Source organism: Archangium sp., assembly GCF_036388035.1.
Taxonomy (GTDB): domain Bacteria; phylum Myxococcota; class Myxococcia; order Myxococcales; family Myxococcaceae; genus Archangium.
This window is the reverse complement of record NZ_DASVSO010000966.1, coordinates 1-14,124: the sequence shown is the minus strand read 5'-3', so window position 1 is coordinate 14,124 and position 14,124 is coordinate 1. Positions and strand designations below refer to the sequence as shown.

16 protein-coding genes are annotated in these 14,124 nt (G+C 71.4%); 10 read left to right on the top strand and 6 right to left on the bottom strand.

Going from position 1 to position 14,124, the window contains the following annotated elements; all coding sequences use genetic code 11:
* Positions 1–1,089 (bottom strand): type VI secretion system contractile sheath domain-containing protein (locus VF697_RS40000; protein WP_331103532.1); only part of this gene is annotated, 1,089 nt, incomplete at its 3' end.
* Positions 1,090–1,172: 83 nt separating this feature from the next.
* Positions 1,173–2,606 (bottom strand): carotenoid oxygenase family protein, encoded by a 1,434-nt coding sequence (locus tag VF697_RS39995; protein ID WP_331103531.1) that lies wholly within the window; start codon positions 2,604–2,606, stop codon positions 1,173–1,175.
* Positions 2,607–2,849: 243 nt separating this feature from the next.
* On the opposite strand from VF697_RS39995, the gene VF697_RS39990 reads away from it, so the two are divergent.
* The 4 genes from VF697_RS39990 to VF697_RS39975 all read left to right on the top strand — a co-directional run bounded on the left by VF697_RS39990 (position 2,850) and on the right by VF697_RS39975 (position 5,997).
* Positions 2,850–3,497, top strand: a complete 648-nt coding sequence (locus VF697_RS39990) for a TetR/AcrR family transcriptional regulator (RefSeq protein WP_331103529.1) — start codon at positions 2,850–2,852, stop codon at positions 3,495–3,497.
* Between the two features lie 10 nt (positions 3,498–3,507).
* Positions 3,508–4,431 (top strand): fructokinase, encoded by a 924-nt coding sequence (mak, locus tag VF697_RS39985; protein ID WP_331103527.1) that lies wholly within the window; start codon positions 3,508–3,510, stop codon positions 4,429–4,431.
* A gap of 84 nt (positions 4,432–4,515) precedes the next feature.
* Entirely contained in the window at positions 4,516–5,850 is a 1,335-nt protein-coding gene (locus VF697_RS39980) for a P1 family peptidase (RefSeq protein WP_331103525.1), read from the top strand.
* A gap of 39 nt (positions 5,851–5,889) precedes the next feature.
* Entirely contained in the window at positions 5,890–5,997 is a 108-nt protein-coding gene (locus VF697_RS39975; RefSeq protein WP_331103523.1) for an aminopeptidase, read from the top strand.
* A gap of 48 nt (positions 5,998–6,045) precedes the next feature.
* On the opposite strand, the gene VF697_RS39970 is transcribed toward VF697_RS39975, so the two are convergent.
* Positions 6,046–6,543 carry a hypothetical protein gene (locus VF697_RS39970; protein ID WP_331103521.1) on the bottom strand — a complete coding sequence of 166 codons (498 nt, stop codon included), beginning with the start codon at positions 6,541–6,543 and terminating at the stop codon, positions 6,046–6,048.
* A 109-nt stretch (positions 6,544–6,652) separates the two neighbouring features.
* Between VF697_RS39970 and VF697_RS39965 the strand changes: the two genes are divergently transcribed.
* Positions 6,653–7,789 (top strand): AI-2E family transporter, encoded by a 1,137-nt coding sequence (locus tag VF697_RS39965; RefSeq protein ID WP_331103519.1) that lies wholly within the window; start codon positions 6,653–6,655, stop codon positions 7,787–7,789.
* Positions 7,790–7,866: 77 nt separating this feature from the next.
* Entirely contained in the window at positions 7,867–9,459 is a 1,593-nt protein-coding gene (locus VF697_RS39960) for a hypothetical protein (RefSeq protein ID WP_331103517.1), read from the top strand.
* Between the two features lie 12 nt (positions 9,460–9,471).
* On the opposite strand, the gene VF697_RS39955 is transcribed toward VF697_RS39960, so the two are convergent.
* From VF697_RS39955 to VF697_RS39945, 3 genes are all read right to left on the bottom strand, one after another.
* Positions 9,472–10,191 carry a response regulator transcription factor gene (locus VF697_RS39955; RefSeq protein WP_331103515.1) on the bottom strand — a complete coding sequence of 240 codons (720 nt, stop codon included), beginning with the start codon at positions 10,189–10,191 and terminating at the stop codon, positions 9,472–9,474.
* 11 nt (positions 10,192–10,202) lie between these two features.
* Positions 10,203–11,489, bottom strand: a complete 1,287-nt coding sequence (locus VF697_RS39950) for a sensor histidine kinase (protein WP_331103513.1) — start codon at positions 11,487–11,489, stop codon at positions 10,203–10,205.
* A 101-nt stretch (positions 11,490–11,590) separates the two neighbouring features.
* On the bottom strand, positions 11,591–11,983 hold the full coding sequence (locus tag VF697_RS39945) for a hypothetical protein (protein WP_331103511.1): 393 nt from the start codon (positions 11,981–11,983) through the stop codon (positions 11,591–11,593).
* A 158-nt stretch (positions 11,984–12,141) separates the two neighbouring features.
* On the opposite strand from VF697_RS39945, the gene VF697_RS39940 reads away from it, so the two are divergent.
* The 4 genes from VF697_RS39940 to VF697_RS39925 are packed head-to-tail and all read left to right on the top strand — an operon-like array spanning position 12,142 to position 13,989.
* A complete protein-coding gene (locus VF697_RS39940) occupies positions 12,142–12,867 on the top strand; it encodes a HesA/MoeB/ThiF family protein (RefSeq protein ID WP_331103510.1) in 726 nt (241 codons plus the stop codon).
* Positions 12,855–13,097, top strand: coding sequence for a sulfurtransferase TusA family protein (locus tag VF697_RS39935; RefSeq protein WP_331103508.1), 243 nt, complete (start codon positions 12,855–12,857; stop codon positions 13,095–13,097). Before VF697_RS39940 ends, VF697_RS39935 begins: the two co-directional genes overlap by 13 nt.
* Positions 13,098–13,099: 2 nt before the next feature.
* A complete protein-coding gene (locus VF697_RS39930; protein ID WP_331103506.1) occupies positions 13,100–13,372 on the top strand; it encodes a ubiquitin-like small modifier protein 1 in 273 nt (90 codons plus the stop codon).
* Positions 13,373–13,377: 5 nt separating this feature from the next.
* Positions 13,378–13,989, top strand: a complete 612-nt coding sequence (locus VF697_RS39925; RefSeq protein ID WP_331103505.1) for a ThiF family adenylyltransferase — start codon at positions 13,378–13,380, stop codon at positions 13,987–13,989.
* Positions 13,990–14,124 lie beyond the last annotated feature (135 nt).

Below are 14,124 nucleotides of genomic sequence, written 5' to 3'. Positions count from 1 at the left end.
CTGGGCGGCCAGTCGCTCCTGCTCGCGCAGGGAGAGGCCCACCTCGGTCGCCACCGTCGAGCGCTCATTGGGACGCCACACGGCGGGGGCTCGCGTTCCGCTGCCCGGCCCCACGACTCGGGCGAAGGTGCGCGTGTCTCGGAAGCTGGCCGCCAGCAGGGAGGCCACCGCGAGCACGGGGCTGGTGAAGCACTCGCGGCGCACCTCTCCTTGTTGCTCGGCCAGCATCACCACGGGGTTGTGGGCGGCGCACAGCCAGCGCGAGGACTCTTCAGCACGCAGCCGGCTCCACGCCTCCGGCGGGCGGCTCTCCTTCTTCTCGCCAGCGGGCGGCTGTCCGTCCCCGAGGAGGGAAGGGGGCATGGCCACCACCATGGGCAGCCAGCCATGCTCTCCGAGTGCCGCGAGCCGGCGCAAGGTGTTCACGTCGTCGCTCGCCTCGAGGATGAAGCACGCATCGGGGCGCTGGAGGGGAGAGGCGCCGAGGCTCTCCCCGAGGGCCTCCATGAGCTGGTGGGGCGCCACGTCGAGCACCTCGAGCTCCATGCCGGAGGAGGCGGGGCAGTGCTCCAACACCCAGTGCAGCCCGCGCCAGGCGGACTCCAGCCGCGCCACGAGCGGGTGCTGGAGGATGTCGCGCGCGGTGGCGAAGAGGGCCTCTTCGATGGTGGTGAGCACGGCCTGGCGGGCGGCCTGGGGCGAGCGCTGGCGGCGAAGGGCCTCGGCCACGGCGGAGGACAGACGGCCCGGCGTCATGGCGGACTGGAGGCGGGCGGTCTCCTCGGCGCCGAGGGGCCTCGAGCCGGAGAGCGCGGCGAGGGCGGAGCGCAGGGCTCGCAGATCCGGTATCGAGTCGATGACCTCGGAGAGCTGGAAGGCGGCCAGCCTGTCGAAGGACACCTCATGGGAGATCGCATCCCCGGAGCCGATGCGGTCCGCGACGGTGATGGACAGCCCGCTCGCGGCGCGCTGGAGATGCTCGTTGAAGGAGTCCCCGGTGACGAGGAACCGGCGGCCCGAGGGCGAGGGCAGGAAGGCTCCGGCGATGAGCCAGCGCACGCGCGCTCCTGGCGAATGGGTTGCGTCCATGGGGGTCTCGTCGGGCTTCGAGGTGGAGAACCGCACACTAGCGCGAGGGCCGTCCTCCTTCTCGTTTCAGACCGCGGGACACCCTACGTCGCCGGCACCCAGGTGCCGTGGAAGGTAAACGGGAAGAAGTGGTCCATCCACACGCGGGCCACGGGGCCGGCCTCCGGCGTCTTCGCGTCCAGTACGGCCACGTACGTCCTGTCGCTCGGCGCATCGTACGTCTGCGCCAGCAGCCAGCCGTCGTCCTCGGCCGAGCCTCCCGGGCGCGGGATGAACATGGGCTCGGCGGTGTAGTGCTCGCGCCCCAGCGTCACCACCGTCTCCCGGCCCGTCTCCATGTCCACCTTCACCACCGTGTCATGCGGACCCCGCCAGGCCTCCGCGCCCGAGTGCGCCGCCAGGTACAGGTAGCGGTGGCGCGCCCCCGCCAGCAGCGGTGTGGGCCCGGGGAACTCGCAGCGCCGATCCGATACCTGCTCGGAGCGCAGCGTCCCGGCCTTCAGGTTCAACGTCGCCCGGTGCAGCCGGCCCTGCGCATCCGTCGAGGCCCAGCCGTTCAACAGCTCGGCCAGCCACTTGTTGCTGCCGAAGTCCGGGTAGCGCACGTAGTCCACCACGAGGCGTCCGTCCTGCTCGAACGCGTTGCCGAAGTGCCACGTGTGGAAGGGCTCGGCCTGGAAGCGCATCGCCTTCGTGGGCTCGTCGATGGGGACGACCAGCACCTCCGTTCCCAGCTCCGGCCGCCACTCGAAGTTGTCCGAGATGGAGCCCAGGCCCAGCAGCACCCGGAAGATGCGGATCCGCATCGGCGACACGAAGAAGACCAGGTGCCGATCCGTGGCGATGAAGTCATGGATCATCACCGGCCCGGGCAGGGGCAGGCTGCCCATGCGGCGGGCGAGGCCCGTGTCTGGCAACTCGTACAGGTCCAGCAGCACGACGCGCCCATAGTTCACGCCAAAGTTGTACGAGGCCCGCCGCGAGGCCACCCGGTGCGGGTGCGCGGAGAAGGCCGGCCCCACCGTGCCGCCCAGGTCCGTCTCCCCGAGGGTGTGCAGGTCCTCCAGGGACAGCTCGGTGGGAATGGCGGACTCCACCAGCGCGAAGACGCGCCCGTTCCACGTCATCGCCGAGGTGTTGGCCGCGTTCTTCGCCCCGCCGAACAGCCTCCGCCACAGCGAGGGCGCCGACGTGCCGTAGTTGCTGTAGAGGACCTTGCCCGCCTCACGCTCGGCCCGGATGCTCGGGGTGTCGATGGGCCGCGCCGCGCCCTGGGCCCCGCCGCCGTCGAAGCGCACCGCCAGCGCGCCCCCGTCTCCGTCGAACCAGTGTCCGTAGCGCTGCTCGCCCACTCCGAAGGCCACCGGGCCCACGCGCACCAGCGTGCCCCGCAGGGCCTCTGGCAACCGCCCCTCTACTCGCAGGGTCTGGAACCCGTGCTCGTGGGTGAAGTCCCGATAGGCCTTCGACCAGGAAGGCTTCTCGAAAGAGGGCACGGCGGTGGCGACACGCGTCATCTCGTACTCCGAGGGAGTGGGGTTCGGAGCGAGCGGAGACCTGCTCGGACCCCAAAGGGGAAGATTTGTCGCGCCGGATGATGGCTGCCGCCCCGGGCCGTCACAAGCGCGCCAGACCCTGTCCACTTCCCCTGAGGGGCCTCGTGGGCTCCGGGCCCTTGAACGAGGGACAGGAGGAGTAGCCAACGAAGTTGGCGGTGGCTACATCTCGCGCGAGCTGGCACGCCGAGCGAGGAGCACTCCATGGCCACCCGAAGTGCCCGGAAGAAGACAGCGCGGAAGCCCCGCTACCACCACGGCGACCTGCGACAGACGCTGCTGGAGGCCTCGCTGGCCCTCATCGCCGAGGAGGGCTTCGCGGCCCTGTCCCTGCGCGAGGTGGCTCGGCGGGCGGGGGTGACGCACGCGGCCCCCTACCGTCACTTCGTGGACAAGGAGGCGCTGCTGGGGGCAGTGGCCGAGCAGGGCTTTCGCGCCATGACGACCCGGATGAAGGAGCGCATGGGCCGCGAGACGACTCCCGAGGGGCGGCTGAGGGCCTGCAGCGTGGCCTACGTGCTCTTCGCCATGGAGCACCCCTCGCACTTCCGGGTGATGTTCGGGCCCCACTTCACCCGGCCTCCCCTGGACCTGGCCACCTCACCCGGAGGGGATACCAACTCCTTCGGCCTGCTGCTGGACTCGCTCACCGAGGCCCAGAAGACAGGCGTGATACACGAGGGCGATCCCCAACAACTCGCGCTGACGTGCTGGTCGCTGGTGCACGGGCTGGCCTCGCTGCTGGTGGATCGGCAGCTCGAGCCATCGGGGATCTCCACCGTGGCCCAGGCCGAGGCGCTGGCCGAGGAGCAGACGCGTCTGTTGATGCGGGGTCTGGCGCGCAGCACCTAGGATTCCCGGCGTGCGCATCGGCATCGACCTCGGCGGAACCAAGATTGAGGCCCTCGCCCTCGGCGACGACGGGCGCGAGCTGGGACGTCACCGCGTGCCCACGCCGCGTGACGATTACGAGGGGACCCTTCAGACCATCGCCGACCTGTGCGCGCGCCTGGAGCAGCGGACGGGCCAGCGCGGCAGCGTGGGGGTTGGCATTCCAGGTACGGTCTCCTCGCGCACCGGGCTCGTGAAGAACGCCAACTCGGTGTGGTTGAACGGGCGCCCCCTGGACCGCGACCTCGCTCGGGTGCTGGGTCGCCCCGTCCGACTGGCCAATGACGCCAACTGTCTGGCCGTGTCCGAGGCGAGCGACGGGGCCGCCTCCGGCGAGGCGGTGGTGTTCGCCGCCATCCTGGGGACGGGGACGGGCGCCGGAGTGGCGATGGGCGGGCGCCCCCATGTGGGTCGCAACGGCGTGGGCGGCGAGTGGGGCCACAACCCGCTGCCGTGGACGACGCCCGAGGAAACGCCCGGCCCGGAGTGCTACTGCGGCAAGCGGGGCTGCCTGGAGACGTGGGTGTCCGGCACGGGCTTCGAGAACGACTACGCACGGCTCACCGGCACCCGGCTCCCGGGCCCGGACATCGCCGCGCGCGCCGAGGCCGGGGAGCCCTCGGCGGTCATGACGCTCCAGCGCTATGCGGACCGGCTGGCGCGCGGCCTCGCCCACGTCATCGACATCCTGGACCCCGACGTCATCGTGCTGGGTGGCGGCATGTCCAACGTCGCCGCCCTGTACCGACTGGTGCCGGAGCAGTTGCCCCGCTGGGTCTTCGGAGGGGAGGTGGACACGCCCGTGCGCCCGGCCCTGCACGGGGATTCGAGCGGCGTCCGCGGGGCCGCCTGGCTGTGGCGGCCCGGGGAGGCGTGGGAGGCGACTTCCGGGTGAGGCAGGGCGGCGTGTGTCGTGGAGGGGGCGAGGGCATTCAACGGGCAATTGACCGGGAGTGGGTCTCGGCTAGGTTGAGCCCCCATGGTCAACCCCCCCGAGACCGAGTCCCCCGAGAAGCGCGTCCGAGCCCGGGAGCTGGGCATCCCGCTGGGCCGCTTCAAGACCGGCCGGTACAACGCCATCACCGACGAGGAGGGCGTGCTCGTCGGGCACAGCACCATCGTCCGGGGCGAGGGCCGGCTGCGGCCCGGGCAGGGGCCGGTGCGCACGGGCGTCACCGCCATCATGCCCAACCTGCGCAACATCTTCATGGAGCGCATGAACGGTGGCGGCTTCGTGCTCAACGGGGCCGGTGAGGTCTCCGGCATGACGCAGCTCATGGAGTGGGGGCTCATCGAGACGCCCATCCTCCTCACCAACACCATGTCCGTGGGCGCGGTGTCCGACGCGGTGGCCCGCCACATGGTGGAGCAGTACCCGGGCATCGGTGACGAGCACGACGTCATCATCCCCATCGTCGGCGAGTGCGACGACAGCTACCTCAACGACATCGCCGGCCGGCACGTGCGCGCCGAGCACGTCTTCGAGGCCATCCGCAACGCCTCCACCGGCACCGTGGCCGAGGGCAACGTGGGCGGCGGCACCGGCATGGTGACGTGCGACTTCAAGGGCGGCATCGGCACCGCCTCGCGCAAGCTGCCCGAGGCCCTCGGTGGCTACACCCTGGGCGTATTGGTGATGTCCAACTTCGGCAAGATGCACAACCTGCGCGTGGGCGGCCTGCCCGTGGGCGAGGTGCTCGCCGAGAAGTTCAAGGACACCCCCCGGCGCGGGCAGACGTACGGCTCCATCATCGCCGTCGTGGCCACGGACGCCCCGCTCCTCAGCCATCAGATCAACCGCCTGTGCAAGCGCGTGTCGCTGGGCATCGGCCGCGTGGGCAGCTACGCGGCGCACGGCTCGGGGGAGATCGTGGTGGGCTTCTCCACCGCCAACATCATCCCCCGGCGCACCCAGAAGATGGTCTACAAGCTGAAGATCCTCCTGGACCAGCGCCTGGACCCCCTCTACGAGGCCGTCATGGAGGCCACCGAGGAGGCCATCCTCAACTCCATGTGCATGGCCACCACCATGAAGGGGGTCAACGACAACTACGTCCCGGCGCTGCCGCTCGACGAGGTGCGGCGCTTCGTGAATGCCTGCCGGCCCATCTTCGCCTCGGTGAAGAAGCGACCTCAGCAGACGAGCGCTCCCGTGGCCCGCGACAAGCCCGCCGACGTGGACAAGGAGGGCGAGGTGAGGGCCGGGGCCGTGCTTCCCACCGAGGTCCGGGGGGCGGAAGGCATCCCTTATCCTACCCGCCCGGCCCCCGAGGACATCGAAGACTCCTCTTCCGGGGGAAGTTCTGGTAGTTAGGCGCCCTTCTTTCTACCTCCCACATCAGGAGACACCTACATGGCCCGCAGCAAGAGCAAGCACCGCCGCGTGCAGCACCAGATCAAGGCGAAGTGGAAGCGCCAGTGGAAGCGCAAGGCGGCCAAGGCGGCCGAGGAGAAGAAGTAACCCTCCCGCCGTCCCTCGGACCCGCTCCCCACGAGGATGCCTGCCCGCCTACTGGGGGGTGGCCGTGAAGGAGCGGGTTACCGCGCAGCGCCGGGTGCCGCCTCCGCTGGTGCCCGAGAAGTTCCCCTGCCAGTTGCCCTCCAGTCGTGGCACGCCGCCGTCCCTGAGCACCGGGATGTAGCGTCCGGTGAGGCTCGCCGACTCCGGCCCGCCGATGCCGCCATCCGCCGCCCCGAGGGAGCTCCCCACCAGGTTGAAGTTGTAGGTCGAGTAGAGCGTGCCGCGCAGCGTCATGCCGTCCAGCATGGCGGCGACGGCGCTGCCCTGACGCGCCATGTCCAGGGGCCCCTCGGGCAGGACCACGGTCAGCCCGTCACAGGCCGCGGGCAGGGGGCCCTCCTGCAACTCCAGGGCATAGCGGCCTTCGATGGGTGGACACTCGGAGCACGGTTCGCCGCCGCCCCCACCGCATCCCTGAGAGGCCGCCAGCAGTGCGCCCACGAGCAGGAGGGTGCAGGTGGGGAACCAGAAGCGTCCAGAAGTCATGGATCATTTTCCTCGGTGAAGGGGCCCGGACTTCCCGGAGGGAAGGGACGTTCCTACGTTCTGTCGCGTCCTGGGCGGGTTGCGTGAGTGTGGGTGGAGGGGTGGCGGCGTGACGGGGCTCGACACGAAACGTTGGTCCAATCTTATATTCGCCGGGCTCTTCGCCCTGGCATTGGTCCTCTTCTCGAGGATCCTTCTTCCTTTCCTGATGCCGGTGTTGTTGGGCGGCTTCCTGGTGGTGCTGTTCCGACCCCTGCAGGACGCCCTGTGCCGCAGTCGGCTGCGGGTTCATCCCTCGGTGTGCGCGGGCCTGTCCACCGCGGCGGTCTTCCTGCTCATCCTCGTGCCCCTGGCGGTGGTGGGCTGGCTGGTGGCGCGCGAGGTGCTCGGGCTGATGGAGCATGCGCAGGAGCTGCTCGACCGGGTGGACCTGCGCCAGCAGCTCGTGGCGAGCCTGCCCCGCGGACTGCGTCGCTACGCCCCCGTGGAGGGCTCGCCGGCGGATCAGGCGCTCATGGGCGCGGTGGCGGGTGGGGCCTCCGTTCTCAAGGACGTGCTGGGGGCCGGCACGGCGCTCATCGTCGACCTGTTCCTGATGACGGTCGCCATGTACTACTTCTTCCTCGACGGCCGCCGCCTGTGGTCCGAGGTGACGCAGCTCATCCCGCTCGACAAGCGCTACATCCAGGCGTTCGCGCAGGAGTTCACCGACGTGGCGCACGCCATCGTCTACGGCAACACCATCACCGCGCTGGTGCAGGGGGCGCTGGGCACGGTGGGGCTGATGCTGGCGCGGGTGCCGCACGCCGGAGTGTGGGGCGCGGCCATGGTGCTGGTGGCGATGGTGCCGGTGGGGGGCACGGCGCTCGTCTGGGGTCCCATCGGCGTGGTGCTGGTGGTGGCCGGCAAGGTGAACGAGGGTGTCTTCCTGCTGGCCTGGGGCGCCTTCGTGGTGAGCAGCATCGACAACGTGCTGCGGCCCAAGCTGTGCGGCTCGCGGATGGCGCTCCACCCGCTGCTCGTCTTCCTCTCCATGTTCGGCGGGCTGGCGGTGTTCGGGATGATGGGGCTGCTGGTGGGGCCGCTCATCGCCTCGATCTTCATGGCCATGGTGCGCATCTACCGGCGGGACTTCCTGGGGCTTCGCCCGGCCCCGCAGCCCCTGCCCGCCGCCGAGCCGGTGGCCCAGCCGGTGGTCATCGCGCAGCCGGTGGTCGCGCCCACGCCCTCCGTCGTCGAGGGCTGAGCGTCATGAGTCTGGTGGACAAGGGCCCGCGCGGTGGGTGAGGCTGCCGGGCATCCATGAAGGCCTCTGGACCCTGGATGTGTCGCTGGGGCGTGGCGCTGGCCCTGGCCGTGTTGCTCACCTCGCAGATCGCACTCGCCGAGCGCGTGGCTGTCTCCACGCTCGAGGGGGACAAGAACTATCGGCTCCGCGCCCAGGTGACGGCGGCGCTGCGCAAGACGCGCAAGGTGCAGGTGCTGCCGCCCGCGGCCTATGGGATGGCGGCCGGGAAGCAGGGGCTGCGAGGCCCCGACGCCGTGGCGCCCGAGGCGGTGGCGCGCCTGGCGCCGAAGCTCAAGCTGGATGCCGTCCTCACGGGCTCGGTGGGGGAGACCTTCAGCGCCCGGCTCGTGGCCCGCGACGGCCGGGAGGTCTGGGCCGGCGAGTACCCGCTGAAGCGCGGGCTGCTCCCGCCGAAGGAGGCCCAGAAGCTCGCCCTGGCCGTGGCCGCCGCGGTGAAGGCGGCGAATCAGCCCGCTCCAGAGCCTCGGCCCGAGCCCGTGGCCCAGCCCGCTCCAGCGCCCCCGGTGCAGCCGGCTCCCGAGTCCCAGGCGGTGGCCCAGGGTGAGCCCGAGGCGGTGGAGCCGCCCCGGCCGCTGGAGCCGGAGTCGCCGTCGTCCGAGCGCGAGCCGGCCCTGGAGCCCCAGGCCCGCCCTCGGCCGGAGGCGAAGCCGGAGCCCGTGCCCGCGTGGGCGACGCTGGACGAGGAGTCGCACACGTACACCACGGAGCTTCCGGGCAGCGCCGGAGGCTTTCCCGAGGCGCAGGGCCCCGAGGCGCAGGACACGTCGGTCGAGCGGCGGTCGCCTCCGAGGGTGAGGGTGCTGCTCGGGGCCCCGGTGACGTGGCGCAAGTACTGCGCGCGGCCGGGCGTGGGCTCGTGCGCCGAGTTCGACGCGCGGCTTCCGGAGCAACAGGTGGGGGACATCTCGGACTTCGACTCGCCGGCGCCCTACGTGGGGATCGCGGCGGAGGCGGAGGTGTTTCCCCTGGCGCACAGGCCCTCGCCGCTGCGAGGCCTGGGGCTCACGCTGGGCTTCCAGCACAGCTTCGCGAGGACGACGGTGCAGGTGTCCTCGCCCTCCGGCGAAACGCCCGAGCGCGAGGTGTACGCCACGGACACGGCCTACGGGGCCATGCTCGCGTACCGCTACTTCCTCGACCTGGGGAAGATCGGCGCGCCGTCGTGGGGCTACGGGGGGATCCGGCTGGGAGTGCTCGGCCGGTCCTTCGACCTGGACGAGCGGGTGGAGAGCCCGCTGCCGGTGACGCACCGCCTCTATCCGGCGGTGGGCGTGGACCTGTCGGTGCCGCTGGTGCGCGTGGTGCGCCTCGAGGGCTCCGGTCAGCTCTTCTTCCGGCCCAACCCCGGGCAGTCGGTGGGGGACGAGGACGGCTCGCACCTCGCCGAGGTGCGCGACTACGGCCAGGTGGTGTCGAGCCTCGGCTGGGCCGCGGAGCTGGGCGTGGCGGGCGACATCTGGGGTCCGCTGGGCTACTCCGTGCGCTTCCGGCTGGAGCACTACCTCGATCGCTTCGAGGGGGCGGGCACCCGGCGCGGCTGGAGCACCGGCGGCGTGGCCGAGGACACCTTCTCCAGCATCCTCGCGGGCGTGACGGCCTCCTGGTGAGGCGGCACCCGGTCAGACCGAGATGAGGCCCTTGCGGATGCCCTCCGTGACGGCCTCCACGCGGTTGGTCACCTCGAGCTTGTGGTAGATGTGCTCCAGGTGGGTGCGGATGGTGGCCTTGGAGAGGTCGAGCAGCTTGGCCGCCTCGCTGTTGGACACGCCCTTGGCGATGAGCTGGAGGATCTCCGTCTCGCGGTCCGACAGCGGCTTGAGCAGCGGCTCGATCGCCTTGGGCGGGGTGGGCGCCGAGGCGACGGGCTCGGCGGCCGTGGGGGTGGAGTCCGGCTCCACGCGGAAGTGGCGCAGCAGCCGGCGCGCGAGGTTGGGCTGGATGACGGTGCCGCCCGCGCGCACCTCCTTGATGGCCTCGATGATCTTGTCCGCGGGCGTGCCCTTGAGCAGGTAGCCCGAGGCGCCGGCCTTCACCGCCTCGAGCACTTTGTCCTCCTCGTCGAAGATGGTGAAGATGAGGATCTCCACCTGGGGCCACTGCGCCTTGATCTGCCGGGTGACGTCGATGCCGCTCATGCGCGGCAGGCCGAGGTCCAGGAGCATCACGTCCGGCAGGGACCTGGCGACCTCCTCGAGCGCGGCCTCGCCGGACAGGGCGGTGCCGATGATCTCGATGTCCCGGTGGCTCTCGAGCAGCTTGAGCTGGTTCTTGAGGATCTTCGTCTGGTCTTCGACGACGAAGACACGGATGGGAGAGGCGTCCGTCGGGGAGGTGTCCACGGGAGCTCGGGTCAGGAAGGAGAGGAGAGGGAGAAGGAGACGCGCGTGCCCGCGCCGGGCGCCGAGTCCACGATGAGCTCGCCACCGAGCTTCATGGCGCGCTCGCGCATGTTGAGCAGGCCGTAGTGGCCACGGGGCGTGCGCTGGGGATCGAAGCCCTTGCCGTCATCGCGCACGATGAGGTGGACGCGGTTCAGGTCGTAGTCGAGCTTCACCTGGACCGTCCGGGCCTCGGCGTGCTTGACGGTGTTGGAGAGGCACTCCTGGAGGATGCGGAAGAGGGCGAGCTGGGCATCCGGGGTGAGCTTGCGCGGCAGGCCGCTGCGCTCGAAGCGGATGTCCACCTGGGTGCGCTGGCCGAACGTCTTCACGTAGTCGTCGAGCCCCTGCGTCAGCTCGAAGTCCTCGCGCATCATCTGCAGGTTGCGCCGCAGCTCCTCGATGGACTCCTCGGCCGTGGCCTTCAGCTCGGTGATCTCCGAGCGCAGCGGGGAGTCCTCCTTGGCCATGCCGAGGATGAACTCGGCCTGGATGATCATCGAGGAGAGCGAGGCGCCCAGGCCGTCGTGGATCTCCCGGGCGATCCGGTTGCGCTCCTCCACCACGGCCAGCTCCTTGAGGTCCCCCTGGAGCTCCACCACCTCGCGGTGGGCGGCGGCCTCGCGCTCGTTGAGGTACACCAGCACGTAGATGATGATGAAGTTGAGCGCGCAGTACCACAGGACGGTGAGCACCTCGATGGCGGTGAAGTTGTTGCGATCGAGGAGCAGATCCAGCCGGATGGTGACGAGCAGCGCCAGCAAGGGCGGCAGGACGGCCAGCGGCTTGGGGTAGAGGATGGCGAAGAGGGTGGTGAAGACGAGCTGGGTGGCGAGCAGGGGGCTCTGCAGGCCGCCGCCGAGCTGCGGCTTGACGAGGAGCACCACCATGATGGCCAGGTCGAGGCAGAGCGTGACGTACGTCACCCAGCGGCCGGCCTTCGGATGGTCGATGACCATGAAGTTCGCGACGCTGTAGAGCAGCATCGTGAAGTAGCCGGCGAAGGCGAAGGTGCCGTGCAGGCCGAAGTAGAAGGCCCACCTGGGCACCGCGAGGATGGCCAGGCCCAGGGTGAGGAACATGAGCCGCGCGTAGAAGAGGGCGCGGGCCCGGGCCACGAAGCGATCCTGCTCCCACGAGGCGGTGGCCTGTTCAGCGGAGACGCTGTCGGTCAGCTTGCGCCGCTCGAGCACCGCGCGCACGCGGGCGCGCCGGTGCGAGTCGGGCTTGTCATCATCCAGGGCGAACGCGGGTTCCATCAGGCCGGCAGCTTAAGGGACCCGCCCGGTTTCCGGGAATCCCTCCACCCGGGACGACGCCTGCCCCCCTGGCGGGTGGGGGGCAGGTGGGGTGGGGCGGACTACTGGGCGCTCGGGGTGGCGCAGGCCTTGCGGGCGTCGGGTTGGCGCTCGAAGACGTACGAGAGGCGGTCGCGGCTCTCGCCGGTGGCCTCGTTGAAGAGCGGGGTGCCGCCCGCGTACATGGTGCCCTCGGCGTGGCCGTAGGAGTCCAGCTTGTGCTCCTTCAGCCAGCGGTCCACGCACGCCTCCACGGCCGCGTTGCCGCCCTGGGCCTTCTGGGTGCCCCCGGCGTCGTCGGGGGTTGCTCCCGAGAGGGTGGCCGGCGGCGGGGTCTGCGGGCCCGCGTCGCGGTAGGAGGGGTTGTCCACGGGGCCGTCGCCGTTCTCCCCGGTCTTCTTGGGGCAGCCGGCGACGAGCAAGGCGAGGGTGAGGAAGGCGAGCGCGTGTCTCATGGGTCCTCGGAGGAGGGAGGGAGGGAAGGTGCTCCAGTCGGAGGCGCTTCAATGAGCGGGGACGGAGCGGGGCCGGAAGATATTCGTTACGTCCCGTGACAGGCAGCTTTTCGCCGCGCCTGTTGACGGCGGACGGAGGCTCGGCGAGGGTCGCGCGCGTGGAACGAGTGGCTTTGGCGCGGGTGCTGGTGGTGGGCGCGGGCGGACTGGGGTGTCCGGCCTCGCTGGCGCTCGCCCAGGCGGGTGTGGGGCACCTGACGCTGGTGGATCCAGACCGGGTGGACGTGACGAACCTCCACCGCCAGCTGTGGCACCGCACCTCGGACGTGGGCCGGCCCAAGGTGGAGTCGGCCGCGGACGGGCTGCGGCGGGCCTTCCCGGCCCTGCGCGTGGAGACGCTCGGCGAGCGGGTGGACGATCGCAACGCCGCCTCCCTGTTCCGAGCCCATGACGCGGTGGTGGACGCCACCGACGGCACGGCCACGAAGCTCTTCCTGTCGGACGTGGCGGTGGCCACCGGCGTGCCGCTCGTCTACGGCGGGGTGCTGCGGATGCAGGGGCAGGCGATGCGCGTGGAGCCGGGTGGGCCGTGCCTGCGCTGCGTGTACGAGGAGCCGCCCTCGCCGGACGCGGTGCCCACCTGCGCGCAGGCGGGGGTGCTCGGCTCCATGGCGGGGCTGGTGGGGGCGGTGCAGGCCCTGCTGGTGCTGGAGCGGTTGAAGGGCACGGCCCCGGCCGCGAGCGGCGAGGCCACCCTGCATGTACTCGACGGGGCGACGCTGCGAGGCCGCCAGGTGCGCGTGCGCCGCGCGCCCGACTGCGAGGGCTGCGCCCGCCCGCGCCCCCCCGTCTTCACCGAGGAGATCGCCCGATGCACGAGGTGACGCGGACGTTGGACATCACCCGCGAGGTCTGCCCCATGACGTACGTGCGCACGAAGCTGGCGCTGGAGGCGCTCGACGAGGGCGCGGTGCTGGAGGTGGTGCTGCGAGGCGACGAGCCGCTGAAGAACGTCCCGCGCAACGCCCGCGACGAGGGCCATGCGGTGCTGTCCCTGGAGCCCCGGGGCGATGGCACCCACCGGCTGCTGCTGCGCAAGCAGGGAGGGCGCTAGCCATGGCGACGGTCCGCATCCCCACGTCCCTGCGCGGCTTCACGAAGAACAAGGAGGAGGTTCGCGTCGAGGGCGCCACCGTGGCCGAGGTGCTGCGCAACCTGGACAAGGCCTGTCCGGGCATCGGCGCGCGGGTGCTCGACGAGAAGGGCGCGGTGCGGCGCTACGTGAACGTGTTCCTCAACGACGAGGACATCCGCTTCCTGCAGGAGCTGACCACGCCGGTGGCGGACGGAGACCGCCTCACCCTCATCCCGGCCATCGCCGGAGGGTAGGCGCCATGGCCCTGCGTGAGGAGCAGATAGTCCGGTACTCGCGGCAGATCCTCCTGCGCGAGGTGGGTGGGCGCGGGCAGGAGAAGCTGCTGGCCGGAGGGGTGCGGCTGAGGGCCACGGGCCCGGCGGGACTGACGGCCGCGGCGTACGTGGCGGCCGGGGGCACGGCGGTGGCGGCGGGCCCCGAGCCCCTGGCTCCCGGCGCCGAGGGCTTCCTCGTCCCGGCGGCGGAGGTGGGCCAGCCGGCCTCGGAGGTGCTCGGGCGGGTGCTGCCGGACGTCAACGCGGATGCCCTGCCTCCGCGCGGGACCGGGCGGGTGGCGGAGCTGCCGACGGCGTGGGACGGGGAGGGGCCCTGGGTGGCGCTCGGGGGAGACGGGACGCGGGGCGTGGTCGTCTTCCGGGGCGAGGGCGGGTGCGCCGGGTGCTTCGAGGCCACCACGGCCTCGTGGGGGGCGCCGCCCTCGGGAGCGCTCGGTGTGGGCCTGGGCGCGCTGGGGGCGTTGGTCCTCCAGCGCCTGCTGCTCGGGCTGGGGCCGGCGCTGGGAGCGTGCGGATGGGAGGCCCCGGGCGTGATGACGGCCCTGGAGGTGCGGCGCTGTGGCCGGTGCGGCTGATCCCAAGGAAGGCCCCGCGCTGCCGGAGGACCTGTCGGAAGTCGTCCGCCACCTCGAGTCCGCCTACCCCCGAGAGGGCTGCGGGGTGCTGCTGCGCGCGGGGGAGGGGGGGCCTTGGCGGGTCCGCCCCCTGCG